25 protein-coding genes are annotated in these 24,582 nt (G+C 57.8%); 9 read left to right on the plus strand and 16 right to left on the minus strand.

Annotated features, from left to right (window positions below; all coding sequences use genetic code 11):
• Window positions 1-18: 18 nt before the first annotated feature.
• The 5 genes from ACR0E2_RS02380 to ACR0E2_RS02400 all read right to left on the minus strand — a co-directional run bounded on the left by ACR0E2_RS02380 (window position 19) and on the right by ACR0E2_RS02400 (window position 4,577).
• Window positions 19-210, minus strand: a complete 192-nt coding sequence (locus tag ACR0E2_RS02380) for a YgaP family membrane protein (RefSeq protein WP_152457858.1) — start codon at window positions 208-210, stop codon at window positions 19-21.
• Window positions 211-282: 72 nt separating this feature from the next.
• Entirely contained in the window at window positions 283-1,155 is an 873-nt protein-coding gene (gene mmsB / locus ACR0E2_RS02385) for a 3-hydroxyisobutyrate dehydrogenase (protein ID WP_480445010.1), read from the minus strand.
• 3 nt (window positions 1,156-1,158) lie between these two features.
• Window positions 1,159-2,199 (minus strand): enoyl-CoA hydratase/isomerase family protein, encoded by a 1,041-nt coding sequence (locus ACR0E2_RS02390; RefSeq protein ID WP_480445012.1) that lies wholly within the window; start codon window positions 2,197-2,199, stop codon window positions 1,159-1,161.
• Window positions 2,200-2,206: 7 nt separating this feature from the next.
• The gene (locus tag ACR0E2_RS02395; protein ID WP_480445013.1) at window positions 2,207-3,349 is read right to left on the minus strand and encodes an acyl-CoA dehydrogenase family protein; all 1,143 of its coding nucleotides are present in this window, start codon (window positions 3,347-3,349) and stop codon (window positions 2,207-2,209) included.
• 112 nt (window positions 3,350-3,461) lie between these two features.
• Window positions 3,462-4,577 carry a carboxylate-amine ligase gene (locus tag ACR0E2_RS02400; protein ID WP_480445015.1) on the minus strand — a complete coding sequence of 372 codons (1,116 nt, stop codon included), beginning with the start codon at window positions 4,575-4,577 and terminating at the stop codon, window positions 3,462-3,464.
• 137 nt (window positions 4,578-4,714) lie between these two features.
• Between ACR0E2_RS02400 and ACR0E2_RS02405 the strand changes: the two genes are divergently transcribed.
• Window positions 4,715-5,566 carry a class I SAM-dependent methyltransferase gene (locus tag ACR0E2_RS02405; RefSeq protein ID WP_480445017.1) on the plus strand — a complete coding sequence of 284 codons (852 nt, stop codon included), beginning with the start codon at window positions 4,715-4,717 and terminating at the stop codon, window positions 5,564-5,566.
• 71 nt (window positions 5,567-5,637) lie between these two features.
• Entirely contained in the window at window positions 5,638-6,114 is a 477-nt protein-coding gene (locus ACR0E2_RS02410) for a fasciclin domain-containing protein (RefSeq protein ID WP_152457864.1), read from the plus strand.
• Between the two features lie 68 nt (window positions 6,115-6,182).
• On the opposite strand, the gene ACR0E2_RS02415 is transcribed toward ACR0E2_RS02410, so the two are convergent.
• Together ACR0E2_RS02415 and ACR0E2_RS02420 are read right to left on the minus strand one after the other, a co-directional pair.
• Complete coding sequence (locus tag ACR0E2_RS02415; protein WP_171116564.1) at window positions 6,183-6,767, minus strand: L,D-transpeptidase; 585 nt, start codon at window positions 6,765-6,767, stop codon at window positions 6,183-6,185.
• 203 nt (window positions 6,768-6,970) lie between these two features.
• On the minus strand, window positions 6,971-8,470 hold the full coding sequence (locus ACR0E2_RS02420) for a CoA-acylating methylmalonate-semialdehyde dehydrogenase (protein WP_480445019.1): 1,500 nt from the start codon (window positions 8,468-8,470) through the stop codon (window positions 6,971-6,973).
• Between the two features lie 103 nt (window positions 8,471-8,573).
• Between ACR0E2_RS02420 and ACR0E2_RS02425 the strand changes: the two genes are divergently transcribed.
• From ACR0E2_RS02425 to coaD, 3 genes are all read left to right on the plus strand, one after another.
• Window positions 8,574-9,476, plus strand: coding sequence for a LysR family transcriptional regulator (locus ACR0E2_RS02425; protein WP_480445020.1), 903 nt, complete (start codon window positions 8,574-8,576; stop codon window positions 9,474-9,476).
• Window positions 9,477-9,536: 60 nt separating this feature from the next.
• A complete protein-coding gene (locus ACR0E2_RS02430) occupies window positions 9,537-9,974 on the plus strand; it encodes a CBS domain-containing protein (RefSeq protein WP_480445021.1) in 438 nt (145 codons plus the stop codon).
• A gap of 85 nt (window positions 9,975-10,059) precedes the next feature.
• Window positions 10,060-10,551, plus strand: a complete 492-nt coding sequence (gene coaD / locus ACR0E2_RS02435) for a pantetheine-phosphate adenylyltransferase (protein WP_171228681.1) — start codon at window positions 10,060-10,062, stop codon at window positions 10,549-10,551.
• Here coaD and gap (ACR0E2_RS02440) read toward each other — a convergent pair.
• From gap (ACR0E2_RS02440) to gap (ACR0E2_RS02450), 3 genes are all read right to left on the minus strand, one after another.
• Window positions 10,543-11,547 (minus strand): type I glyceraldehyde-3-phosphate dehydrogenase, encoded by a 1,005-nt coding sequence (gene gap / locus ACR0E2_RS02440; protein WP_152457870.1) that lies wholly within the window; start codon window positions 11,545-11,547, stop codon window positions 10,543-10,545. The genes coaD and gap (ACR0E2_RS02440) overlap by 9 nt on opposite strands.
• Window positions 11,548-11,629: 82 nt before the next feature.
• Window positions 11,630-11,773, minus strand: coding sequence for a hypothetical protein (locus ACR0E2_RS02445; RefSeq protein ID WP_171116107.1), 144 nt, complete (start codon window positions 11,771-11,773; stop codon window positions 11,630-11,632).
• Window positions 11,774-11,845: 72 nt separating this feature from the next.
• Window positions 11,846-12,847: a type I glyceraldehyde-3-phosphate dehydrogenase gene (gene gap, locus ACR0E2_RS02450; protein ID WP_152457871.1), complete on the minus strand. Its 1,002-nt coding sequence runs from the start codon at window positions 12,845-12,847 to the stop codon at window positions 11,846-11,848.
• A gap of 181 nt (window positions 12,848-13,028) precedes the next feature.
• On the opposite strand from gap (ACR0E2_RS02450), the gene ACR0E2_RS02455 reads away from it, so the two are divergent.
• Window positions 13,029-13,988: a DUF808 domain-containing protein gene (locus ACR0E2_RS02455; protein ID WP_480445024.1), complete on the plus strand. Its 960-nt coding sequence runs from the start codon at window positions 13,029-13,031 to the stop codon at window positions 13,986-13,988.
• Between the two features lie 56 nt (window positions 13,989-14,044).
• Here ACR0E2_RS02455 and tkt read toward each other — a convergent pair whose 3' ends face one another.
• Window positions 14,045-16,069, minus strand: coding sequence for a transketolase (gene tkt, locus ACR0E2_RS02460; protein ID WP_480445025.1), 2,025 nt, complete (start codon window positions 16,067-16,069; stop codon window positions 14,045-14,047).
• A 236-nt stretch (window positions 16,070-16,305) separates the two neighbouring features.
• Here tkt and ACR0E2_RS02465 point away from each other — a divergent pair, with 236 nt between their 5' ends.
• From ACR0E2_RS02465 to ACR0E2_RS02475, 3 genes are read left to right on the plus strand one after another with little or no spacing between them, the layout of a single operon-like run.
• Entirely contained in the window at window positions 16,306-17,160 is an 855-nt protein-coding gene (locus ACR0E2_RS02465) for a hypothetical protein (protein ID WP_480445027.1), read from the plus strand.
• Window positions 17,160-17,555, plus strand: a complete 396-nt coding sequence (locus ACR0E2_RS02470; RefSeq protein ID WP_480445029.1) for a cell division protein ZapA — start codon at window positions 17,160-17,162, stop codon at window positions 17,553-17,555. Before ACR0E2_RS02465 ends, ACR0E2_RS02470 begins: the two co-directional genes overlap by 1 nt.
• Window positions 17,552-17,899, plus strand: coding sequence for an MliC family protein (locus tag ACR0E2_RS02475; RefSeq protein WP_480445030.1), 348 nt, complete (start codon window positions 17,552-17,554; stop codon window positions 17,897-17,899). The genes ACR0E2_RS02470 and ACR0E2_RS02475 overlap by 4 nt, the downstream gene beginning before the upstream one ends.
• Window positions 17,900-17,905: 6 nt before the next feature.
• On the opposite strand, the gene grxD is transcribed toward ACR0E2_RS02475, so the two are convergent.
• From grxD to ACR0E2_RS02500, 5 genes are all read right to left on the minus strand, one after another.
• On the minus strand, window positions 17,906-18,268 hold the full coding sequence (grxD, locus tag ACR0E2_RS02480) for a Grx4 family monothiol glutaredoxin (protein ID WP_171116094.1): 363 nt from the start codon (window positions 18,266-18,268) through the stop codon (window positions 17,906-17,908).
• 66 nt (window positions 18,269-18,334) lie between these two features.
• Entirely contained in the window at window positions 18,335-18,571 is a 237-nt protein-coding gene (locus tag ACR0E2_RS02485; protein WP_152457878.1) for a BolA/IbaG family iron-sulfur metabolism protein, read from the minus strand.
• A gap of 135 nt (window positions 18,572-18,706) precedes the next feature.
• Complete coding sequence (gene purL / locus ACR0E2_RS02490) at window positions 18,707-20,866, minus strand: phosphoribosylformylglycinamidine synthase subunit PurL (RefSeq protein WP_480445032.1); 2,160 nt, start codon at window positions 20,864-20,866, stop codon at window positions 18,707-18,709.
• 180 nt (window positions 20,867-21,046) lie between these two features.
• Window positions 21,047-23,293 (minus strand): mechanosensitive ion channel domain-containing protein, encoded by a 2,247-nt coding sequence (locus ACR0E2_RS02495; protein WP_480445033.1) that lies wholly within the window; start codon window positions 23,291-23,293, stop codon window positions 21,047-21,049.
• A 268-nt stretch (window positions 23,294-23,561) separates the two neighbouring features.
• Window positions 23,562-24,470 (minus strand): LysR family transcriptional regulator, encoded by a 909-nt coding sequence (locus ACR0E2_RS02500; protein WP_480445035.1) that lies wholly within the window; start codon window positions 24,468-24,470, stop codon window positions 23,562-23,564.
• Window positions 24,471-24,582: the final 112 nt, after the last annotated feature.

Below are 24,582 nucleotides of genomic sequence, written 5' to 3' on the forward strand. Positions count from 1 at the left end.
CTCCACCGCCTGTCCAATCTAGTTTTTCTTGGTTGGGCAGGTGCTGATGCCCAACACCGAGTATATCGGGCATGAATTCAGCAGACCGGTGACCAACGGCACGATGCCGATCCACATCCAGGTTCCGTATCCCAACAGAGCGCCCAGAATAAGCGCAGCGCCTAATGCGATCCGAAGCGTTTTGTCGAGTCCACCCATGTTTTTGGTCATCACGTAAGAATCCTTTCCAAAAGGTTGCACCCTTTGGATATCAAATATTCCGAGAGCGGAATATGACTTGGATCAACTTCGCCCACGCTTTTCAAACCGAGGCAGCATGGCACTGAAATCGCGGCCCAGTCCGTCCTCGTTTTCGACGAATTGCTCGTAAAGTGCAGTCGCGGCCTGTCCCATCGGTGTATCCGCATCCGCACTGGTTGCGGCTTGTTGGCTGAGGCGCAGGTCCTTCAGCATCAACTCGGCTGCAAATCCAGGCGTATAGTCATTGTCGGCAGGGCTTTGCGGGCCAACGCCGGGGGCAGGGCAATAGGCGTTCATCGTCCAGCTGTACCCCGATGAGGTGCTGACCACATCGAACATCTTTTGGCGGTCCAGACCCAGTTTGTCGGCCAGGGCAAAGGCCTCGCACGTGGCGATCATGGTAACGCCGAGGATCATGTTGTTGCAGATCTTGGCGGCTTGGCCGGCTCCGGCTTCGCCGCAGTGAACCGCTTTCTGCCCCATGATGTCGAACAGAGGAGCAGCCTTTGCAAAGGCGTCGTCTGACCCGCCGGCCATGAATGTCAGGGTGCCACCTGCCGCGCCGCCGACACCCCCCGAAACCGGAGCGTCGACGAACAGCAGACCAGCGCCGCTGGCCTGTTCCGCGACTGCGCGTGCGCTGTCCACGTCAACTGTCGAGCAATCGATCAGCACGGCACCCTTCGCCATGGCGGGAATGATCTGATCTGCAACGGCCCGCAGGATGGCGCCATTCGGCAGCATGGTTATGACAGCATCGGCAGAGGCGACGGCTTCGGTCGCGGTACCGGCTTGAGTCACCCCGTCAACGGCAACGCCGGCCGTGTCGAATCCGAGAACCTGATGGCCGGCCTTTGCCAGATTGGCCGCCATGGGTGCCCCCATGTTTCCCAGCCCTATGAACCCGATCTGCATCTCTCAGTCCTCCTCGAATGTCAGGGTGTCCGCACCCAATGGCTGCAACATTTTCGAGACGGCCACCAAGGGGACGTCCATATCGGAAAACTGCCAGTTCGGGTTGCGGTCTTTGTCTATGATCTGCGCGCGGATACCTTCCAGAAAGTCACCATGCTCCATCGCTCGGTGGGTAAAGCGGTATTCCATCTCCAACGCGCGCCGCATGGTAAGCGAGGGGCCACGCAGACGGTGCAGCATCTCGATCGTGCAGGCTACGGAAAGCGGTGCGTTTTTCGTTATTTTTTCCAGAGTTTTGTCTGCAAATTCCTGACCGTCATTGCGCAGGCTGATCAGGATGTCGCCCAGAGTTTCACCGGAAAAATGATTGTCGATATCCGTCAGCGCCACTGCCAATTCACCACTGGGTGGCGTTTCGGAATGTTCGGCCACCAGTTCGGCATTTCCAGACGCTTCCAGAATTTCGATCAGGTCAGACCATTGCGACTGGGGGATGAAATGGTCGGCAAACCCCGCAAAGATCGCGTCCGCAGGCCCCATCCTGAAGCCCGTGGTCCCAAGGAATTCACCCAGTCGCCCCGGTGCAAGGGCCAGCATCAATGACCCGCCGACATCCGGAATCAAGCCAATCGAGCATTCGGGCATGGCAATCCTGGAGCTTTCTCCGACGACACGGTGGCTGCCATGGCAGCCGATGCCGACACCCCCGCCCATTGTAAACCCCTGAAGAAAACTGATGACTGGTTTGGGATATTCGAAGATCAGGGCATTCAGACGATATTCGTCCCGCCAGAACTTCTGGCCATACGCATAATTGCCTTCTGTGCCCGTTTCATAAAGTTCGGCAATGTCACCCCCTGCACAAAAGGCTTTTTCCCCCTCGGCGTCCAGAACTATCAGGTCAACGGCATCGTCTTCCCGCCAGTTGCGCATCGCCGTGTCGATGGCCATGCACATGTCATAGCTCAACGCGTTCAGCGCATGGGGACGGGTCAGGGTGATGCGACCGGCACGGCCTGTGTTGCGGATTTCAATGTCTGACATCGGGGCCTCAGCGATTGGCGAGCAGTTGGCGCGCGACGATCACGCGCATAATCTCGTTCGTGCCTTCCAAAATCTGATGCACGCGAAGATCGCGCACAAGCTTTTCGATGCCGTAATCCGCAAGATATCCGTACCCGCCATGCAGTTGCAGGCACTGATCCACCACTTTCGACCCGGCTTCGGTTACGAATTTCTTCGCCATCGCACAGAATTTCGTGGCATCGGGCGCGCCGTTGTCCAGTTTCCATGCCGCCTGACGCAGGAAGGTGCGTGCCGCCTGTAATTCGATCTCCATATCCGCCAGACGGAACTGAAGGGCCTGGAACTGATCGATGGATTGGCCGAACGCCTTGCGCTCGGACATGTATTGCAGGGTCATATCCAGCCCGGCCTGAGCAGCCCCAAGAGAACAGGCCGCGATATTGAGTCGCCCGCCATCGAGGCCCATCATCGCGTATTTGAAGCCGTCGCCTTCGGTGCCCACGAGGTTGCCTGCGGGAATTTTGCAGTCGTCGAACTGAACCTGCGCAGTGGGTTGGCTTTTCCAGCCCATTTTCTGTTCCAGCGCCCCAAAGCTGAGCCCCGGCGTGCCGTCCTCGACATATACGGTCGAGATCCCTTTGGGCCCGTCCTGACCGGTGCGTACCATGCAAACATAGGCATCCGAATAGCCACCGCCCGAGATAAACGCCTTGGTACCGTTCAACGTATATCCTTCGTTGGTGCGTTCGGCGCGGGTTTTCAAGGCCGCCGCGTCAGAGCCGGAACCGGGTTCCGTCAGGCAATAGCTCAGAACCGTATTCAGGGTCAGAACATCCGGCATGATGCGCGCCTTTAGGTCATCATCTGCGAAATTGTCCAACATCTTGGCGCACATGTTGTGGATCGACAGGAAGGCGGCGACCGAGGGGCAGGCCATTGACAGCGCCTCGAAAACCAGCGTGGCATCCAAGCGGGTCAGATTTGACCCTCCGCTTTCCTCGGATACGTACAGCGCGCCGAAACCAAGCTCGCCTATCTGGGGCCACAGGGTTTTGGGAATGGTTCCGTCCACCTCCCACTGGCGCGCAAAGGGGGCGATGTTTTCCTGCCCGAACGCGTGCGCCATGTCGAATATGGCTGTTTGCTCCTCGCTGAGTGCGAAATCCATGACGCTCCCTCCCGTCGGCAATGAATTGAACGGTTGTTTATTTCTGAATTCTTACAGAAATTTTGCAGGCGCAACAATGAGTCGGTTGAAACGGGTCACAAGCCGGAAACGTTCAGAGATCGGCGTGAAATTCCTCGATCAGGTGGCGCACGACGGCTTGCCCCGGATCATCACCGCGCGCTGATGCCTCGGCATGAACACGGCGTTGGCGCGTGGCGGAAGTGCCGTTTTCAGCAATCTGCCTGAGCCGTGCAAGCTCGGTCATCGTGCCAAGTGCTTCGGTGTCTTCTGCCAACAACCCCATGAGATCGCCGATCAGTTCGGACATGGGCTTGACCGAACGGTCGCCGAAATCGATCAGCCCTTCACCCACTCCGTAGCGCTGTGCGCGCCAGCGGTTTTCACCGATCAGGAAACGATCATATTGCCTCCAGCGCAGGTTGCGGTCTTTCAGACGGCACAGCATCCGGGTCAATGCCTGAACCAGTGCGGCCAACGACAAAGTGTGTTCCAGACGGGGTTGAACATCCATGATCCGCGTTTCCAAAGTTGGGAAACGATGTGAGGGGCGTAGATCCCACCAAATCTTGGTGGTGTCTTCGATGACCCCAAGCTCGACCAGAATGCCCGTGTTCCGTTCGTACTCGCCCCAGCTGGCGAACACGGGTGGCAGCCCGGTGCGGGGCAGGTTGTCGAACACCGTCAGCCGGTATGAAGACAGGCCGGTATCCTCGCCGTTCCAATAGGGCGAAGATGTGGACAACGCCAGAAGATGAGGAAGAAAGTATGACAGTTGCGGCATCAGATCGGCACGCAAGGCAGGGTCCTCGACCCCGACATGTACATGCATCCCGCAGATCAGCATCCGCCGGGCAACGCCGCCCAATGCATGTTGCAGCGCGTCATACCGTTCTTTCCGGGTGTGGTGTTGATCCTTCCAGTTGGCGAACGGGTGGCACGAGACGGCGATAGGGGACAGGTTGTATTCGGCGGCCCGTTTCGACACGCATGACCGCAGCCGCTTCAGGTCTTCGCGCGCCGAAGCGACCGTGGCGTGCGGTCTGGTTCCAACCTCGATTTGACATTGCAGGAACTCGGGGCTGACCTGACCTTCGAAATCGCTTTGGCAGGCCGCCATCAGCGCTTCGGGGGCTTCGGACAATTGCAGACTGTCACGTTCCACCAACAGGTATTCTTCTTCGATCCCGAGTGTAAATTCCTGCTGCATGGGGCCCCTCGCAGTTGTCAGTCCCATCAGTGAATACGGAAATTTACGTTTTGCCAAGGGTTTGACAGGCTTGCCCTTGCAGAGAAACGGTTCGCAACGGTAAGGAACATTGCATCACAGATCGCGGAGCCAGCGCCTTGAAACCCAGAAAATTCCCGAAGATCAACGCTGCCCTTGAAGAATTGGGGGTGAAACTGGTCGACAGAGTTACGGAACAGGATGAACGGGCGCGGCTGGAAGCCTTCGAAGCGGCGGGTGGGTTGACGCGCCCCGCCTATGCGTTGTCGCCAGGGATGGAAGGTTTCGACATCTCTCAACTTGTGGCGGAATTCGAGCGTCACAAAGCTGCTCTGGAGGCGCTGAAAGATCCCGCACGCAACCAGACCGGTTATCGTACCGGCAATGGTTACTATGACAGCCCGGATGCGGATGCGTTATATCTGATGATCCGCCGCTTTCAGCCTAAGCGCGTGATCGAGGTCGGATGCGGTAATTCCACCTGTGTGACCCGTCAGGCAATCATCGATGGCAATCTGGATACCACCATTACCGCGGTCGATCCGTACCCACGCGCCGATATCGCCCATGTGGTCGACCGGTTCGAACAAAAACGTCTTGAAGAAACAGACCCGGCATTGTTCGCAGAACTGGAGGCCGGAGACATTCTGTTCATCGACTCCAGCCATGTCGTGCGGATGAGCAACGATGTCGCCCATCTGTTCTGCCGCATTATACCGTCGCTGAACCCCGGGGTGGTGATCCACGTTCACGATGTTTTTTTGCCCTACGAATATCCCAAGCGCTTCTTCTATGATTGCCCGGGCTGGGGAGAGCAGTACGTATTGCACAGCTTGTTGCAATCTGGCGCGTATTCAATGCTTTGGCCGGGATATTACCTGCAACAGGATCGGCCTGATGCCGTTGTTGCCTTGCCGTTCCTAGCCGAGGGGCGGGCGCAAAGCATCTGGGTGCAGCTCGAAGAAAACTGAAACCAAAGTGATCCATTGCGGCAAAAGGTCCGTAACCCCTTCCATAACACGCTGGAGAGGAGAAGACAGCTATGTTCCGTCGTACATTCATGGGCGCAGCCGCCGCACTTGCATTTGCTATGCCGCTCAAGGCTCAGGCCGCTGATATCGTCGACACCGCCGTTGCCGCCGGGTCGTTCAACACTCTGGTCGCCGCCGTTCAGGCTGCAGGCTTGGTTGACACCCTGAAAGGTGACGGTCCGTTCACAGTATTTGCACCCACAGACGAAGCCTTTGCTGCGCTTCCTGAAGGCACTGTCGAGACGCTTTTGAAACCAGAAAACAAAGACCAATTGGTCGCGATCCTGACCTATCACGTGGTACCGGCCAAGGTTATGTCCGGTGATATCGCCGGCAAGCGCGCCAAGGTCCTGACTGTTCAGGGCGACCGGCTGAGCGTCAACGCCAAAAACGGTGTAAAAGTGAACGACGCCAAGGTCGTACAGGCCGACATTGAAGCCAGCAATGGCGTCATCCACGTCGTCGACGCGGTAATCCTGCCGGAATAAGCGCTGTCTTCCGAAGACAAGAAAGCCCCGGCGATCGACCGGGGCTTTTGCTTTTCAACCCGGGTGGATCAGACCAGTCGAACCTGCGTGCCGACTTTTACCAGCGGATACAGCTCTTCTACATGCTGGTTGTACAGGCCAATACAACCTGACGAGCTCTGACGACCGATCTTGCGGGTGTCGTGCGTGCCATGGACAAGATAGGCAGGCCAACCCAGATACATGGCGCGGGTTCCCAGTGGGTTGCCAGGATCGCCACCTTCCATCCGAAGCGGCAGCGAAGGATCACGTTCGCGCATTGATGCCGTAGGTGTCCAGCTTGGGAATTCCGTCTTACGCACAACTTTCGTGTACCCGCGTTTGGTAAGCTCTTCGCTCATGGGTACGGAACTTGGGTACAGTTTGTATGTGCCGTCAGGCCCCCAGTAATGGACTGCGCGGCTGGTGATATCGGCCAACAGGCAACCAACGCCCAATTCATCGAAATGGTCCTGCCAGTTCTGCTGCGAGAAGGACGATATATTGCGTCGGACTGGCAATTGCGTACTGATCGCGTCTTCCGTTTCAGGGAAAGCATCCGTGCTTTGTGCCCGAACAAGGGCAGGTGTTGCCACCAAAGAAGCCACGCCCAGCAAGGCAGAGCGACGGGTCATATGGGATTGGGACAAGGTTGCCTCCGATAAGTTCACTGCTCAGTACATCGTTCACGCCAAAATATGGGTGTTGGTTGAATTTTTCCAGAGTGAACCACTTGAATTTCCTGTGACCGAGCGGACGAAAGCTGGTTTTCGGCGGAAAGATGCAAAAAGCCCGGCCATTTAACGGGCCGGGCTTCAAGCGTCAGGAAACTGTGGGATCAGTCCATTGCTTTGAAGTTGAACTCGCCACCTTCCTTGATGCCCGACGGCCAGCGTGCGGTCACGGTTTTGGTGCGGGTGTAGAACTTGAAGCTGTCCGGGCCGTGCTGGTTCAGATCGCCAAACATGGATTTCTTCCAACCGCCGAAGGTGTGATAGGCCAGCGGAACCGGAATCGGAACATTGATGCCGACCATTCCGATGTTCACACGGCTGGCAAAGTCACGTGCGGTATCGCCATCGCGGGTAAAGATCGCGGTGCCGTTTCCGTATTCGTGATCCATCGCCAGTTTAAGGGCCTCTTCGTACGAACCCGCGCGCACGGTGGACAGAACCGGGCCAAAGATTTCCTGTTTGTAGATGTCCATCTCGGGCGTCACGTGGTCGAACAGGTGGGGGCCGACAAAGAAGCCGTCTTCATAGCCTTGCAGGCTGAAGTCGCGGTTGTCGACAACCAGTTTCGCACCCTGTTCCACGCCTGAATTGATCAGGCTCAGAATGCGCTGTTTCGCGGCGGCGGTCACAACCGGGCCCATGTCGACATCATCGCCGGCGGTATAGGGGCCAACCTTCAGCTTTTCGATGCGCGGCACCAGTTTTTCGATCAGTGCGTCCGCGGTCTCTTCGCCCACGGGAACAGCCACCGAAACGGCCATGCAACGTTCGCCGGCCGCACCGAAACCGGCGCCAACCAGCGCGTCCGCCGCCTGATCCAGATCGGCGTCGGGCATGACGATCATGTGGTTCTTGGCACCGCCGAAGCACTGTGCTCGTTTCCCATTCGCGGTTGCGCGGCTGTAGATATACTGTGCGATCGGGGTTGAACCCACAAAGCTGACGCCCTGGATGATCTCGCTGTCGAGGATGGTGTCGACAGCTTCCTTGTCGCCGTTCACGACCTGGAAAACGCCTTTGGGCAAGCCGGCTTCGACGAACAGTTCAGCCAGCATCAGGGGTACGGACGGGTCGCGTTCGGACGGTTTCAGAACAACGGCGTTACCGCAGGCCAGAGCAGGGCCAACGTGCCAGAGCGGCATCATGGCCGGAAAGTTGAACGGCATGATCGAGCCGACAACACCCAAAGGCTGGCGCATGGAATACATGTCAATGCCGGGGCCCGCGCTGTCGGTAAACTCACCCTTCAGCATCTGCGGTGCGCCAATGCAGTATTCGATCACTTCCAGACCACGCTGCAAATCACCCTTGGCGTCGGGGATGGTTTTGCCGTGCTCGCGGCTCAGCGCTTCGGCCAGTTTGTCCATATCGCGGTTCATCAGGCCGACCATGGCCATCATGACGCGCGCGCGCTTTTGCGGGTTGGTTGCGCCCCATGCGGGCTGGGCGGCGGCGGCGGCCTCGATCGCGGCGGTGGTTTCCGCCGCACTGGCCATCGGGCACTTGTATTGAACTTCACCCGTTGCCGGGTTGTAGACGTCGTCGAAACGACCGGACGTTCCGGCGACCATTTCGCCGTTCAGGAAATGGGTCAGGTCTTGCATCAATAGCTCCTCCATAGATTTGCGCGCAGAATAGGCTTGCAGAAATCCCGCGAACAGAGGCAATGTCTCAAAAGAGTTTTGCAAAAATGCAAAAGGGATCAAAATGACCCCAAACTGGGATGATATGCGGATTTTCCTGACTGTTGCGCGCGAGGAAAGCCTGTCTTCCGCTGGTCGTATCCTGAAGATCGACCCTGCCACCGTCGGTCGACGCATTGCGCGCCTGGAGGCGACGCTGGATTCCACATTGTTCACCAAGTCGCAGCAAGGCTATGTTCTGACCCCGGCGGGCCAGCGGCTGTTGGAACACGGGCTGCACGCAGAAGAGGCGATGCGCGCGGCGGCCGGGGCGGTAACAGGACCAACGAAAACCCTGAGCGGGCAAATCCGGATTGGTGCGCCGGACGGCAGTGCCAACTATCTGCTGCCGCAGGTGTGTGCCAAAATCAGCGACGCAAACCCTGATCTGGACATTCAGATCCTTGCGCTTCCGCGTGTGATCAACCTGTCCCGTCGCGAGGCGGATATGGCCGTTACGGTCAGTGCGCCGACCGCCGGTCAGCTGCTGGTGAAGAAAATCAGCGACTACAAGCTGCACATGGTCGCGACCGAAGAGTATCTGAAGCGACATGATCCGATCCGGAGCATTGCTGACCTGAAGGGCCACAGGTTGATCGGCTATATCCCCGACATGATCTTTGACCGGGAACTTGACTACCTGAATGACATAGGCGTTGACCGTGTCGCTCTTGCATCGAATTCGGTATCGGTTCAACTGAGGCAGGTCTGCCTGGGAACAGGGGTTTGCGTGGCGCATGATTTCACGTTGCCATTCCACCCGGGGCTTCGGAAAATCCTGACGGATCAAGTGAGTTTGACGCGCAGCTTCTATCTGGTCAGGCATCAGGGTGACCAGCGCAACGAGCGGTTGAACCGCTTTGCAGATGCCCTGACACGCGGTATTCGCGATGAAGTGCTTCGTTTGGAAGCAGGCCCCGACGCTTGACAGGTCGCGGCAATCGCGCAACGCTTTGGAATAAGTGTTATTATTCCGGAGGTATTCTTCATGCTAGTTCAGGCCATCCTGAAGTCCAAAGCGACAGATGGTGTCGTAACCGTGGCGTCAACGGCGACAATCTCAGAGGCCTCGAAGATTCTTGCGGACAAGCGCATCGGTACGGTCGTTGTTTCCGACGATGGTGGCAATACTGCTGTCGGCATCCTTTCGGAACGCGACATCGTCCGGGAATTGGCGGCCAGCGGTAGTGGTTGTCTGAACCAACCAGTAAAGTCTTATATGACCCAGGACCTCGTCACGGCGACGCGCCAGACCACCGTGGAAGACATCATGTCCCGTATGACAGAGGGGCGCTTTCGCCACATGCCGGTGGTTGAAGATGGAAAACTCGTAGGCATTGTCACTTTGGGTGATGTGGTGAAGGCTCAGCTTTCCGAACTTGCGATGGAAAAAGATGCCCTTGAAGGCATGATAATGGGGCACTGACGGCAAGGGTTGCCCAAGCAATTACTTGCACCTGCAGCAAAGTTATGTTTGCTTGCGCAGAAATTTTGTTGCGCAGGAGGGCGCGATGCGGGTTGGATTGTATCCTGGAACCTTTGATCCCATCACCATGGGGCACATCGATATCATCCGTCGGGCGGCAGCTTTGGTGGACAAACTGGTTATCGGTGTGGCCATCAACCGGGACAAGGGCCCTCTGTTCTCGCTGGAAGAGCGCGTGGCCATGATCGAAGCGGAATGCGCCCAGCTGTCCGAACAGACCGGAACCGAAATCATCGCGCATCCCTTTGAAAACCTGCTAATTGATTGTGCGCGGGATGTAGGCGCGCAAATCATCGTGCGCGGCCTGCGGGCGGTTGCCGATTTCGAATACGAGTTTCAGATGGTCGGCATGAACCGGGCTCTGGACGATTCGATCGAGACAGTATTCCTGATGGCCGAAGCACGCCATCAGGCGATCGCGTCCAAGCTGGTGAAGGAAATCGCCCGGCTGAACGGGGACGTGTCGAAATTCGTCACGCCCCGTGTCAATGATGCGCTGAAAAAAAGGTTAGGCTAGGGCACCCATTGCAGCCGCCGTATCCAGCATCCGGTTCGAAAAGCCCCATTCATTGTCATACCACGCCAGCACACGAACCAGCGTGCCATCAGTGACTTTGGTTTCAGCCAGTGACACGGTCGAGCTGTGCGGGTCGTGATTGAAGTCGATGGAAACCAGAGGACGGCTTTCCGCGGCAAGAACGCCGGGGATTTTGGCAGCCGCATCGACGAACAGTTGGTTGACCTCTTCTTCAGTCGTCGGGCGTGAAACCTCGGCCACAAGATCAACGACCGAGACATTGGGGGTTGGAACGCGGATGGCCTGACCGGTCAGTTTTCCTTTGAGTTGCGGCAGCACCAGCCCCACGGCAGCGGCCGCACCGGTTGTCGTAGGGATCATCGACAGCGCCGCCGCTCGGGACAGGTAGGGATCTTTACCCACTGTATCATGCACCGGCTGGCTGGCAGTGTAAGCGTGAACCGTGGTCATGTTGCCGTGCTTGATACCAAGGCCGGCATCCAGAGCGGCAGCAACAGGAGACAGACAGTTGGTGGTGCAGGATGCGTTTGACACCACCAGATCATCGGCGGTCAGCTCGCCATCGTTGACACCAAAGACGATGGTTTTCACACCGCCGTCACCTCGGGCCGGAGCAGAGATCAGAACTTTCCGGGATCCGTTCTTGAAGTGACGTTCCGCCGCCTCGCGCGTACGGAACACACCCGTACATTCCAGAACGACGTCAATATCCGACCAGGGCAGATCCTCGGGGTTGCGCTCGCTGCTCAGCCGAATTGGTCCACGACCCACGTCCAGACCTGCATCGCTGAGCGTAACCGGGTTGGGGTAGCGGCCGTGAACGCTGTCAAATTCAAACAGGTGCGCGTTCATTTCGGGTTTGCCAAGATCGTTGATCGCGACGATCTCAACGTCAGTACGTCCGCTTTCCATCACCGCGCGCAGAACCCCGCGCCCGATCCGTCCAAATCCGTTGATCGCCAGTTTCAAGGTCATGGTCTGCTCCGTCCAAATGTCTCAGCAAGATGAGTTAGCGCTAACAATGACAGATCAAGCGAAATGTCAAGGAAAACCTCTGTCAGCGCCAGAAAGCGAGCCAGTCCAGAAAGTCGTAAAGCTTCTTTCCGAGGAAAAGCAGATGTTCGGTGCCGTACAGCGCCACATCCAGCATGATACCGCCGAGCAGAAGAAGGCCGAGCCAGATAGCGATTTGGTTGGTCATGGCTGTCCCGAACGTAAAATGCCCGCTCAGATAACCTGAGCGGGCATCAAGGTACAAGCGAAGTCCGAAGGGTCAGTTAAGGCGGCCCATCGCAACAGCTACGTCAGCCATACGGACCGAGAATCCCCATTCATTGTCATACCAGGCCAGAACGCGGACCATGCGGTCATCGACGACGCGGGTCTGATCCGGTGCAAAGATCGAGCTTTCCTCGGTGTGGTTGAAGTCGGTCGACACCAGCGGGGCCGGCTCATATCCCAGAACGCGCTGCATCGGGCCCTTGGCGGCCTCTTCGACGATCGCGTTGATTTCCGCCGTGCTTGTGTCGCGCGAGGCACGGAACGTCAGGTCCACAGCCGAAACATTCGGGGTAGGGACGCGAATGGCGGACCCGTCCAGACGGCCTTTCAGGTTTGGTAGAACTTCACCCAGCGCTTTGGCCGCACCGGTCGAGGTCGGGATCATCGACATTGCAGCAGCGCGGGCGCGGTAGAGGTCGCTGTGGCGGCGGTCCAGTGTCGGCTGGTCGCCTGTGTAGGCGTGGATGGTCGTCATGATGCCGTGTTCGATGCCGACGCCCTCGTCCAGCACCTTGGCCAGCGGGGCGAGGCAGTTGGTCGTGCACGAACCGTTCGAAACCATGTTGTCATTTGCGGCCAGCGTGTTGTGATTGACGCCGAAAACGATGGTCTTGTCCACGTTCTTGCCCGGAGCCGACAGCAGTACCTTGCCAGCACCACGTTCCAGATGTGTTTTGGCCTTCAGGCCATCGTTGAACTTGCCGGTGCATTCAAGAACGACGTCACAGCCTTCCCAGTCCAACTCGGTCATGTCGTAGGTCGAGAACATCTGCATCGGGCCGCGACCCAGATCCATGGTATTGCCGTCAATGGTGACGTCGCGCGGAAAACGCCCGTGAACACTGTCATATTTCAGCAGATGAGCCGAGGTTTCCAACGGGCCAGTTGCGTTGACTTTGATCACTTCGATGTCGTTGCGCCCGGACGCGGCGATGTGCGACAGGGTGCAGCGGCCAATACGGCCAAAACCATTGATACCGACCTTGATGGTCATATGACGTCTCCAGATGCGCTTGCTTTGAGGGCCATATAACGGCGAAAAGGGAATCTCAAAAGGGCAAAAACGGCATATTTTTAAGGTGTTAGCGCAAACCTGCGCCGGTTGCGCTAACGCTTGCGCTAGCCGTTGGATCAGGTAGGGTCCGGTTGGCGACAGCAGATTGAAGGGAAACGCGATGAGTGGTCTTTTGGCCCTGTTGGATGATGTGGCGGGCATTGCCAAAGTTGCGGCGGCATCAGTGGACGATGTGGTTGCGGCGGCAGGCAAAGCGGGGGCCAAAACCGCCGGTGTGATCATAGATGACGCAGCAGTGACGCCGAAATACGTGCAAGGTTTCGCCCCCGCGCGCGAGTTGCCGATCATCTGGCGCATTGCGCGCGGGTCGATCTTCAACAAGATCATACTCTTGCTGCCCGTCGCCTTGTTGCTGGCCAATTTTGCGCCGTGGCTGATCACGCCCTTGTTGATGCTTGGCGGGTCATATTTATGTTTTGAAGGGGCCGAGAAGATTTTTCATGTGCTGTTTCCTCATGGCAGCCATGTGATTGAGGACGACATGAAAAACCGCGATCCGGGCCACCTGGAGGAGCAAAAGGTCAAGGGCGCCATCAAGACTGATTTCATTCTGTCTGCCGAGATCATGACCATTGCATTGGCGGCGATCGAAGCCCCGAACCTGTGGATGCAGGCCGCGACGCTGGCCGTTGTCGGGATCGGCGTGACGGTGGCGGTCTATGGGTCCGTCGCGTTGATCGTGAAAATGGATGATGTGGGGCTTTATCTGGCGCAGAACGCGCCAACACCTATCGGTCGCGGTTTGGGCCGAGGGTTGGTCAAGGCAATGCCCGGAGTGATGAAAACACTGTCCATTGTCGGAACTGCGGCGATGCTGTGGGTGGGGGGCTCGATCGTCATCCACGGGATGGAAGTTCTGGGCTTTGGCTGGCTGGGCCATCATATCCATGATTGGGCCTATGCCATTGGGCATTCCGTCTCTGAACAATGGGTTGGTGCGGTTGAGTGGGTATCCAAGGCCACGATGGATGGCCTATTTGGTTTGGCCTGGGGATTGGTTTTGATCCCGGTGGCAACCAAGATAATCATGCCCCTGTTCAGCAAATCCGAAACGCATTGAAACCAAAATGAAAAGGGCGGCCAAGGCCGCCCTTTACTCGATCAGAAGGGACTGTCTTACAGTCCCAACAATTCCTTGACCTTGGCCACGCTTGCTTCGGCCGTGATGCCGAAATGCTTGTACAGCTCACCGGCAGGGGCCGAGGCACCAAAGCTGGACATGCCGATGAAGCCTGCCTTGGCTTCGCGGCCTCGCTCGCCCAGCAGCCAGCGATCCCAGCCACCGGCGCGCACGGCGGCCTCGATGCCGACGCGGACCGGACCGGCAGGCAGTACCCGCTTGCGATAGGCTTCGTCCTGCTGTGCGAACAGCTCCATGCAGGGCATCGAGACGACGCGGGTGCCGATGCCTTCGGCTTCGAGCATCGCTTTGGCTTCCATGGCCAGCGAAACCTCTGACCCGGTGGCAATCAGGATCGCCTGACGCTTGCCCTCGGCCTCGGCCAGAACATAGGCGCCTTGTGCGGTCAGGTTCTTGGTCTTGTGATCCTTGCGCACGGTCGGCACGCCCTGGCGGGTCAGCGACAGGACCGAGGGGCTGTCCTTGAAGGTCAGCGCCAGTTCCCAGGCTTCGGCGGTTTCGATCGTATCGGCGGGGCGGAACACATAGGTGTTCGGCGTCGCGCGCGAGATGGCCAGATGTTCCACCGGCTGGTGGGTCGGACCGTCCTCGCCCAGACCGATCGAGTCATGGGTCATTACGAAAACCGACGGGATCTTCATCAGTGCCGCCAGCCGCATGGATGGGCGGGCATAATCGGTGAAGGCCATGAAGGTACCGCCATAGGGGCGGATACCGCCGTGCAGCGCCATGCCGTTCATCGCGGCGGCCATGCCGTGTTCGCGAATGCCGTAGTGGATATAGCGGCCCTTGCGGTTTTCCGGCAGGAACACGCCCATATCAGCCGATTTTGTGTTGTTCGATCCGGTCAGGTCGGCCGAGCCGCCAACAGTCTCGGTCATAATCGGGTTCACGACGTTCAGAACTTTTTCGGACGAGGCGCGGGTGGCCAGTTTCGGCTGCTCTTCAGACATCTGCTTTTTGAACGCACGAATGGCTCCAGCCAGCCGCTTGGGGGCCTCAAACGCATAGGCGCGTTTGAATTCGGCCTGCTTCCTCTCGGAAAGCTGGGCAAAACGTTCTTCCCAAGCCGCACGTTCGTCTGCCCCGCGTGCACCAATGGCTTCCCAAGCGGATTTGACGTTTGCTGGAACTTCGAATGTGTCGTGCGGCCAGCCATAGGCCTCTTTCGCGGCTTTCAGCTGATCCTGATCCGTCAGTGCCCCATGACCTTTCGAGGTGTCCTGCGCAGCATGACCCAGAGCGATATGGGTTTCACAGGCGATCATGGTTGGTTTCTTGGACTTCTTCGCCTGAACAATGGCCGCATCGATGGCTTTGGGGTCATGGCCGTCGATTTCAATCACGTGCCAGCCAGAGGCCGCAAACCGGCGGACCTGATCGGTGCGATCGGCAATATCGACAGTGCCGTCGATGGTGATGTTGTTGTTGTCCCAGAAGACGATCAGTTTGCTCAGCTCATGGCGGCCGGCCAATGTGATCGCTTCCTGACTGACGCCTTCCATCAGACAGCCGTCGCCCGCGATCACGTAAGTATAGTGATCCACGACCTTCTTGCCGTAATGCGCGCGCTGGATTTCCTCGGCCATGGCAAAACCCACGGCGTTCGAGATACCCTGACCAAGCGGGCCGGTCGTGGTTTCAACACCGTCGATCAGAAAGTTTTCAGGGTGGCCCGCGGTCTTGGCGCCCAACTGGCGGAAATTCTTGATCTCTTCCAGTGTCACATCGGCATGACCGGTGAGATAGAGCAGCGAATAGACCAGCATCGAACCGTGGCCAGCCGACAGGATGAACCGGTCGCGGTCGGGCCAGTTCGGGGCCGAGGCGTCGAATTTCAGGTGCTTTTCGAACAGAACGGTCGCAACATCGGCCATGCCCATCGGCATGCCGGAATGGCCGGAATTTGCGGCGGCGACGGCGTCAAGGGTCAGGGTGCGGATGGCCGCCGCTTTGTCCCAGTGTTCGGGGTTGGCTTTGCGCAGCGCAGTCAGGTCCACGGGCGTTGTTCCTTTGGATAAAAAGCAGATTGCGCGCTCAATACCATTCAGCACCCAAAGTGCAAGCGGAACCGGGCTTTGGCAACGCCCGATAGGTGAAGAGCGCGGCCCAAGTGATTGAAACCAAACAGTGGGTATTTTCTGTCGCATTCCGTTAGACTGTCGGTAAGCGGGATTCGGTATTGATTCGGATCACTTCGCGACAGAATGAACCTTGATAAAGAGGTGACAGGGGCATGAGCCAGTTAGAGGAACTACAGCACCGTATTATTGCTGCGATGGACCGTATCAGTGCGGGCGTCGAAGGGTTGGGCGGTGCGTCCCGGAACGCTGAAGTAAATGAGGGGCTTCAGGCCGAACTTGAAGACGAAAGAGTTGCCAATGCGCAGCTTCAGGAACGACTGAAGACCCTGAAAGAGCAGCACGAAAAACAAGTGGACGCGTTGCGTGCTGATCTGGAAGAGTTGCGCACGGAACCAGCGGATGCCCCAGACGCGGATGCGCTGCGCGCAGAGCTGGAGGAAGCCCGGGCGAAAATCGCGTCTGTCGAAGCGGCCCGCGCCGAGCTGGCCGAGGCCAAGGCGGCCTTGGACAACAGTGCCGAACTGGACGCGTTGAAGGCCGAGAACGAAAGGCTGCGCGCCGAACTTGACGGCATCGAAGATCCTTCGGCGGTGAAAGCCGAGCTTGAGCAATTGCGTGAATTGCTTGCTCAGGCAAAAGAAGTCGAGGCGGAAAACAGCCGCTTCAAGGCAGAGCTTGAAGATACGGTACGGGTCGATGATCTGAGCGCCGAGCTTGAGATGCTGCGGGCCGAACGGGCCAGCCATGGCGCTGCGATGTCCCGCCTGGATGACGATCTGCAACGTATGCGCAAGGCGAACGAGCAGTTGCGGAATTCGGTCGAAGAGTTGCGTTCCGCGGCCGCAGAAGGGCTGACGGACGCTGAATTGCTGAACCGCGCCACCGTTGCCGAGCTTGAGGCAACGCGTGCGGCGCAGGCTTCGGATGCAGCCGAAGCGCAGGCCGTGTTGGCACGGTTGGAACCTCTGCTGTCGCAGGCAAAACTTGTAGAAGGTGAGGTAGAGTAATGCCCGAGGTAACCATTCATATTGGCGGGCGGGGTTTTGATGTGTCTTGCCGGGACGGGGAAGAACCCTTTCTGCACGCGGCCGCCAAAATGCTGGATGACGAAGCGCAGGTTCTGTCCGATCAGATTGGGCGGATGCCGGAAGCGCGCATGTTGCTGATGGCCGGTCTGCTGCTGGCTGACAAGACGGCGGCAACGGAAGACAAGGTCAAGTCGCTGGAGGCCAGGCTGGCCGAGGCCGAGACCGAGCTTCAATCGCTGAGAAACGCGCCCGCGCCGGAACCTGAACGTATTGAAGTCGCGGTGGTGCCGCCATCCGTCACGGATACGCTGGCCGAGCTGGCAGCACGTGCGGAAGCGCTGGCTTCGGTCGTCGAGGAGAAGAAGGCACAATGACCTATCTGCGCAATTTCTTCTGCGGTGCTTTGCTTGTTTTTTCGGCAACGGCGGCACTCGCCGAAATCGACATTCTGTCTGTCACCTTTACCTGCGAGAACGGCGTGCCGTTGCCGGTGACCTATTTCAACGCGCCCGACGGTTCAGGCGCAGCGGCGACGATGGTGGACAATACTCTGGTCGCGATGCGCCAGGTCGAAAGCGGATCGGGCATCCGCTATGAATCTCTCGGAGCCGAAGGAACCTATATCCTGCGCTCAAAAGGCTGGAACGCGTCAATCAGCTATTTGGCGGCGGGCGCCGCCAATGAGCAGGCGATTTATCGGGACTGTTCCAGCCGGTAGGCAGGATTACGCGTTTGCTTCGCGGATTTTGTCGGCTGCTTCTTTGTTGTAGCCGACACCGTTTTCATCAAAAAGCGTGTCCAGCTCACCCGAAAGGGTCATCTCGGTGATGATGTCGCAACCGCCTACGAATTCGCCTTTGACATACAGCTGCGGCACGGTCGGCCAGTCGGAATAATCCTTAATGCCCTGACGCACGTCTTCGTCGGCCAGCACGTTCACGTCGGTGTATTCGACGCCCATATAGTTCAGAACACCGGCCACGCGGGACGAGAAACCACATTGCGGCATTTCCTTGGTGCCTTTCATGTACAGCACCACGTCATTGGCTTTGACGGTTTCGTCGATCTGGGTTTTCACATCGGTCATTTTGCGTTTCCTATTCGTTTCTCCAACGGGAGAGTCATATGTTCGCCTCGAAAGAAGGCGAGAAGCTTATTCCGGCACTTTGGTGGTCAGCGCCAGCGCGTGCAATTCTCCGTCCGGGCCGTCCATCTTGCCCTTCAGAGCTGCGTAAACAGCGCGCTGTTGCTGAACCCGGTTTTTGCCGCGAAAGCTTTCATCCACCACCATGGCAGACATATGAACACCGTCATTTCCGCCGACCTGAATCTCGGCGTCGGGAAAGGCTTCGCGCAGCAGGTGTTCGATTTCGTGGGCGCTCATCGGCATGTAGGTAACTCCAGAAGGTCTTTCCCAAGATGTAGAGCGCATGAACCGGGCGTGCAAGAGCACTGGCACATGCAAAAACAACCAATCCCGCACCGGGTCACGACGCCGGTTTCGATTGGCGTTCGCGTTGCGTTGTCAGGCGACAGCTTCGGCAAAGCTGTTGCGGTAAATCGCGGCAAGTTCATCAAGCGAGGCTTCCGAACTGCCGATCTTCACCGTATCGCCGGTGAAACGACCAACCGCATTCAGAGGAACGCCGGCCTGACCGGCCGCAATCATCAATGCCTCGGCCTGATCGAAATTGCACGCTACAAGATAGCGGGCCTGATCTTCACCGAACAGGAATTCAGTCGGGGCGTCGTCAAGACATACGCCAACGCCTGCGGCTTCTGCCAGTTCGAAGGCAGCCAGAGCGATGCCGCCATCGCTGAGGTCGGTGCAGGCCTTGATCATCTCGCGGTTGGCGCGGATGAAATCACCGTTGCGCTTTTCGGCATCCAGATCGACATGCGGGGCGTCGCCGTCTTCGCGGTTGAACACCTCGGCCAGAAGGGCGGATTGACCCAGATGCCCCTTGGTTTCACCGATCACCAGCACGACGTGGCCTTCGCGCACCTCGTTGCCGATGACCTCGTCCGAGTGCTGCAACAAGCCGACTGCGCCAATGGTGGGGGTCGGCAGAATGGCCTGTCCGTCGGTCTCATTGTACAGAGAGACGTTGCCCGACACGATCGGCATATCCAACGCGCCGACTGCGGCGCCGATGCCCTGTATGGCACCGACAAACTGGCCCATGATCTCGGGCTTTTCGGGGTTGCCGAAGTTCAGGTTGTCCGTGGTGGCCAGCGGCTTGGCTCCGACGGCGGTCAGGTTGCGATAGGCTTCGGCCACGGCTTGTTTGCCGCCCTCGAAAGGGTTTGCGCGCACATAGCGCGGGGTCACGTCGGATGTGAAGGCAAGCACCTTGTCGGTCCCGTGGACGCGGACCAGGCCCGCACCCAGACCCGGCGTGCGGACGGAATCCGCCATCACCATGGTGTCGTATTGTTCATAGACCCACTGCTTGCCGGCGTAGTTGGGCGATGCGAGCAGGGCGCGCAGCCCATCAATCGGGTCGATCTGGGGCACTTCGGCCAGTTCCTCGGCCTGTGGCGTAGGCTCCCATGGGCGGTCGTATTCCGGCGCGGTGGAAGACAGTTTGGACAGAACCAGATCGGCTTTGACTTCACCGTTATGCATGATCAGAAAGCGGTCTTCGGCAATGGTTTCGCCAACGATTGCGAAATCAAGATCCCATTTTTCGAACACGGCGCGGGCCTCGGCCTCAAGCTCGGGCTTGAGGACCATCAGCATACGCTCCTGAGACTCGGACAGCATCATTTCATAGGCTGTCATGTTTTCTTCGCGCTGAGGAACGTTTTCCAGATCAAGACGCACGCCAAGGCCACCCTTGTCACCCATTTCAACGGCCGAGCAGGTCAGGCCCGCCGCGCCCATGTCCTGGATCGAGATCACCGCACCGGTCTGCATCAGTTCCAGCGTCGCCTCCATCAGGCGTTTTTCGGTGAAGGGGTCGCCGACCTGAACGGTGGGGCGCTTTTCTTCGATCGTGTCGTCGAATTCGGCGGATGCCATGGTGGCGCCGCCCACGCCATCTCGCCCGGTTTTTGCGCCCAGATAGACGACTGGCATACCCACGCCCGACGCGGCCGAATAGAAAATCTTGTCACTGTCAGCCAGACCGGCCGCAAAGGCGTTCACAAGGCAGTTGCCATTGTATGCGGGGTGAAAGCGCACTTCGCCACCGACGCAAGGCACGCCGAAGCAGTTGCCATAGCCACCGATGCCTTCGACCACGCCGTTGACCAGTTGACGGGTCTTGTGATGGCCGGGTTCGCCAAAGGACAATGCGTTCATTGACGCAATGGGACGCGCGCCCATGGTAAAGACGTCGCGCAGGATGCCCCCCACGCCGGTCGCCGCACCCTGATAGGGTTCGATGTAAGACGGGTGGTTGTGGCTTTCCATCTTGAAAACCACGGCCTGACCGTCGCCAATGTCCACCACGCCTGCGTTTTCACCGGGTCCGCAGATCACCTGGGGCCCAGAGGTGGGCAGGGTACGCAGCCATTTCTTCGAAGATTTGTAGGAACAATGCTCGTTCCACATGGCCGAGAAAATGCCGAGCTCGGTGAAAGTGGGTTCACGCCCGATGATCTCGAGGATCATGTCATATTCCTCGGGCTTGAGCCCGTGTGCGGCAATCAGATCGGGTGTGATGGCGGGCTCTTGCATCTTCTGTCCTGTGTCCAAGTGGGCCGAGATTGCGCGCCTTGTAGGGCAAGCGCGCGCGTGTGGAAAGGGTCAAGACGGCGCAGGTTGCGTCTTTCAAAGAAAAACGGAACCGGCATCACTGCCGGTTCCGGATGAATGCGTCTCGAAATGGGTGCATGCAGCTGACGTGGACCGCGAAACCTACGCCGATCCCTGATCCTTGTTGAGCTGCGCTGCGGCTGCGGCGCCAACGGCCGTCTTCTGTTCCGGGGTCAGGTTTTCATTGTCGTCCAGACCCGGAATCGCAACGCGCACTTCGCGGCGGGCAAAGTCGATGCCGTTTTCCTTGAAGGCCGCCTTGACCCGGTTGAAGATCTCCTTGCGCAGTGTGAACTGCTTGCCGGGCTTGGCCATGAACTTGCCGCGGATGATCATGCCGACATCGTCAAAATCGAACACACCCTGCGATTTGAACGGTTGCAGGAAGCCATCCTTGTGGGTCTCGTCCTCCATCATCTCAGCGCCGATCTTCTTGAAGATCTTCTTGACCTTGTTGGGATCGGTGTCGAACGGTACGGTGAATTTCAGCTTCATGATCACCCAGTCGCGGCTGAAATTTGTCAGCTTCTGAATCTCACCGTAGGGAATCGTGTGTACGGGGCCACGATGGTGACGCAACTGCATCGAGCGAACCGAGATCTTCTCGACAGTGCCCATCGTGCCTCCGACATCGACATATTCTCCGACGCGGAAGGCATCGTCGATCAGGAAGAAAACCCCGCCCACGATGTCAGCAACCAGTTTCTGCGCGCCAAAGCCGATCGCCAGACCCAGAACACCGGCACCGGCCAAAAGCGGCGTGATATTGATGCCCAATGCGCCCAGCGCCAGCAGGCCAAAAATCACGGCAATCGTGATCTGGGCCGTGATCCGCATCAGAGGCAGAACCGTCGCCAGACGAGAGCCGCCGGCACCACCGCCTTCACCGCCTGCCTCTTCGTCCAGTGCCTCGGCCGCAGTCTGTTCCCTGGCCAGTCGGCGGTTGATCCAGAGCGAGACGACCTCGTTCAGGATATAGCCAACGGCGATGATCAGCAGGAATTCGATCACGGCACCGCCGACTTCGGCACCGACACCGGCCGAAGCGACGTTGCGCAGGTCAAGATGCCATGCGCGTGCAATCATGAAAACCACGACCAAGCCGGCGATAACGCGACCAATCCGGATATAGCTGCGTTTCGCGGACCGGTAGGCGCGTTCGGCAAGCGGGCCCTCGCCCGACATCGGCGGTTGCAAACACCGCACGAGACCGCGGATCAGCGTATCCAGCGCAGGGGCAATCAACAACCAGAACATCGTCGTGAAATGCGCACCGCTGGTCAGCAATTTCAGTGTTGCCGGATCACGCTGCGCGACCAGGAACTCGACCAGCAGCCAGATTGCCACCGAAACGCCGATGGCAAAATAGGGGTAATAATGCGCAACTTCTTCATCGAATTTCGTGTGATCCGGGTCTGTGCCCAGCATCATCTGCGACAGTCCTTCACGCGCAGTCCAGGCGATTACGGCGATATAGACGTGAATTGCCGCGTTCAGCCAGAAGCCGATGCGGGTATCGTCACCCGTGATGCCATTGAGCGCGTTGAACCGAACGACGAACAGCGTGAACCCGATCAGGATCAACAGTCCGATCAGGTTGCGGTGCAGGTACTTTGCCCAGTGGTCGTCGATATTGACCAGCCGAAATTGCGGCTTTTCCGGTGCCAGAACAAACCGGGACGCTGCTGCACCCAATCGCGGCACCCAGATAAGATAGAATACAAACGGTGCAGCATAGGTGATCTGTTCTGTGGTCAGAAGACCGCGGCCAACCGCGCGGATCACGACATAGAAAATGATCAGCCCGGCGATTTCGCGGCAGAACCGACGAAACAGGTATCTGACGGCGCCCCAAAGGTCGGCCTCGTCCGCAGCTTCGGTCGCTTCATGCCAGCGACGTGTCAGGAAGATGAACAGCTTTTCCGCAATGAAACCGACAACAAGTACAGAAAGGACAAGCCCCATAAGGGTAAAGACACCGGTCGTTCCGAATGTATCGCTAAAATTGCTGAACGCGGTAATCTGCGCGGTGATAATGTTGGGAGCAGTGGTCAGAACATGTGTCCAAGATGCGACCATGGCCGCCCAGATCTCGCTTATCTCGGTCAACGGGTCTTCTACGTCCGCCTTTTCGGCGGCTTGTTTTTCCGCCACGGCATCAAGGCGCTCCAATAGAATTGCGCGAACCTGATCATCGGACATGCGCGCAACAAGATCGTCGACCTGCTCGGGTGTCAGGTCTTCCGGAATGGTCACTGTAGAAGTTGAACCGGAGTCCTGTGCGTATAGTGGCACTGCCATGAATAACGCGGAGACGAGCGCCAAAACCAGGCGGAGTGGGTGGAACATGTATTTTCCCTCAAACACGAAATTGTATCGTTTTTTGGGGATCATATGCCTATGCGTGTATTTTTCCCAGAGCTTTCGCTGACTTAATGCAGGGTCCAGCCAAAAAAAGGCCGAGCTATAAGCTCGGCCGTAGTCCAACAGGGAGGTATGAAGATGATGAGCGTTTCAGCATCACCGCCTTCGAGTGCTCATTTAGGGGTCAGTTTGTGAACGTTCAAGGCAATTAACCCTGTGAACACTTCATGTCCGTTATGCTATTTGCGCATAGCTACAGTTTTCCCATCTTTTTCAGTTGTTTACGCTGTTCGATGATTTCGTCCTGCACGAAATCTCGAAACGCGCCAACGCGTTTTGAATGCCGTAATTCTTCCGGGTAGGCCAGATAAACCGGAACATCTGCGGTTTCGATGTCTGACAGGATGGGCACGAGGTGCGGAAAATCCTGAGTGACATAATCGGGCAGAACACCGATGCCCAGATTGTGCAAAACGCCCTGAAGCACACCAAAATAGTTGTTCACAGTCAGCAAGGACCCGGGATTATAGGTCATCAGGTGGCGCACCATGGCGGCACTGGCCCCAACCTGCGGCGCCGCAGGGGTCTGACAAATCAGACGGTGGTCCTTGATCTCTTCCAGGGACTGCAACATGCCGCCGTGGTTTTCGATATAATCTTGGGTTGCATACAACATCATCTGAACGGTCATAAGGCGCTTGCGCACCAGATCAGCCTGGCTGGGCTCTTTCATGCGGATGGCGACGTCCGCTTCGCGCATCGGAAGATCCAGAACGCGTTCTTCAAGCATCAGGTCGATGTTCAGGTCAGGGTATTGCTCGTACAGTTTGGGCAAACGTGGTGCCAGCCAGAGTGTTCCAAAGCCGAAGGTCGTTGTGACACGCAAAACACCAAAGACTTCTTCCTCGCTGTCCCGAATACGCGCTGCTGCGGCATCCAGCCGTTTCGACATGGCGGATGTGGCGTCGAACAACAACTCGCCCTGTTCGGTGAGAATCAGCCCCCGCGCGTGACGGTGGAACAGGGTGGCATCCAGAGACTCTTCCAATGCGCGGATCTGTCGGCTTACGGCGGATTGAGACAGGTTCAGCTTGTCTCCGGCGTGCGTAAGGCTGCCCGCATCGGCCACCGCGTGAAATATTCTAAGCTTGTCCCAATCCATCACCGCAACTTTCGTTATCTTTCAGAAGCCCTATATGAAATAGGTAACAAGTTCTACATTCAAAGGACGAAATCGTTACATATCAGTGGATAAATTCTATACAGGTCAGAAA

This window comes from Ruegeria sp. A4 (genome assembly GCF_056543025.1).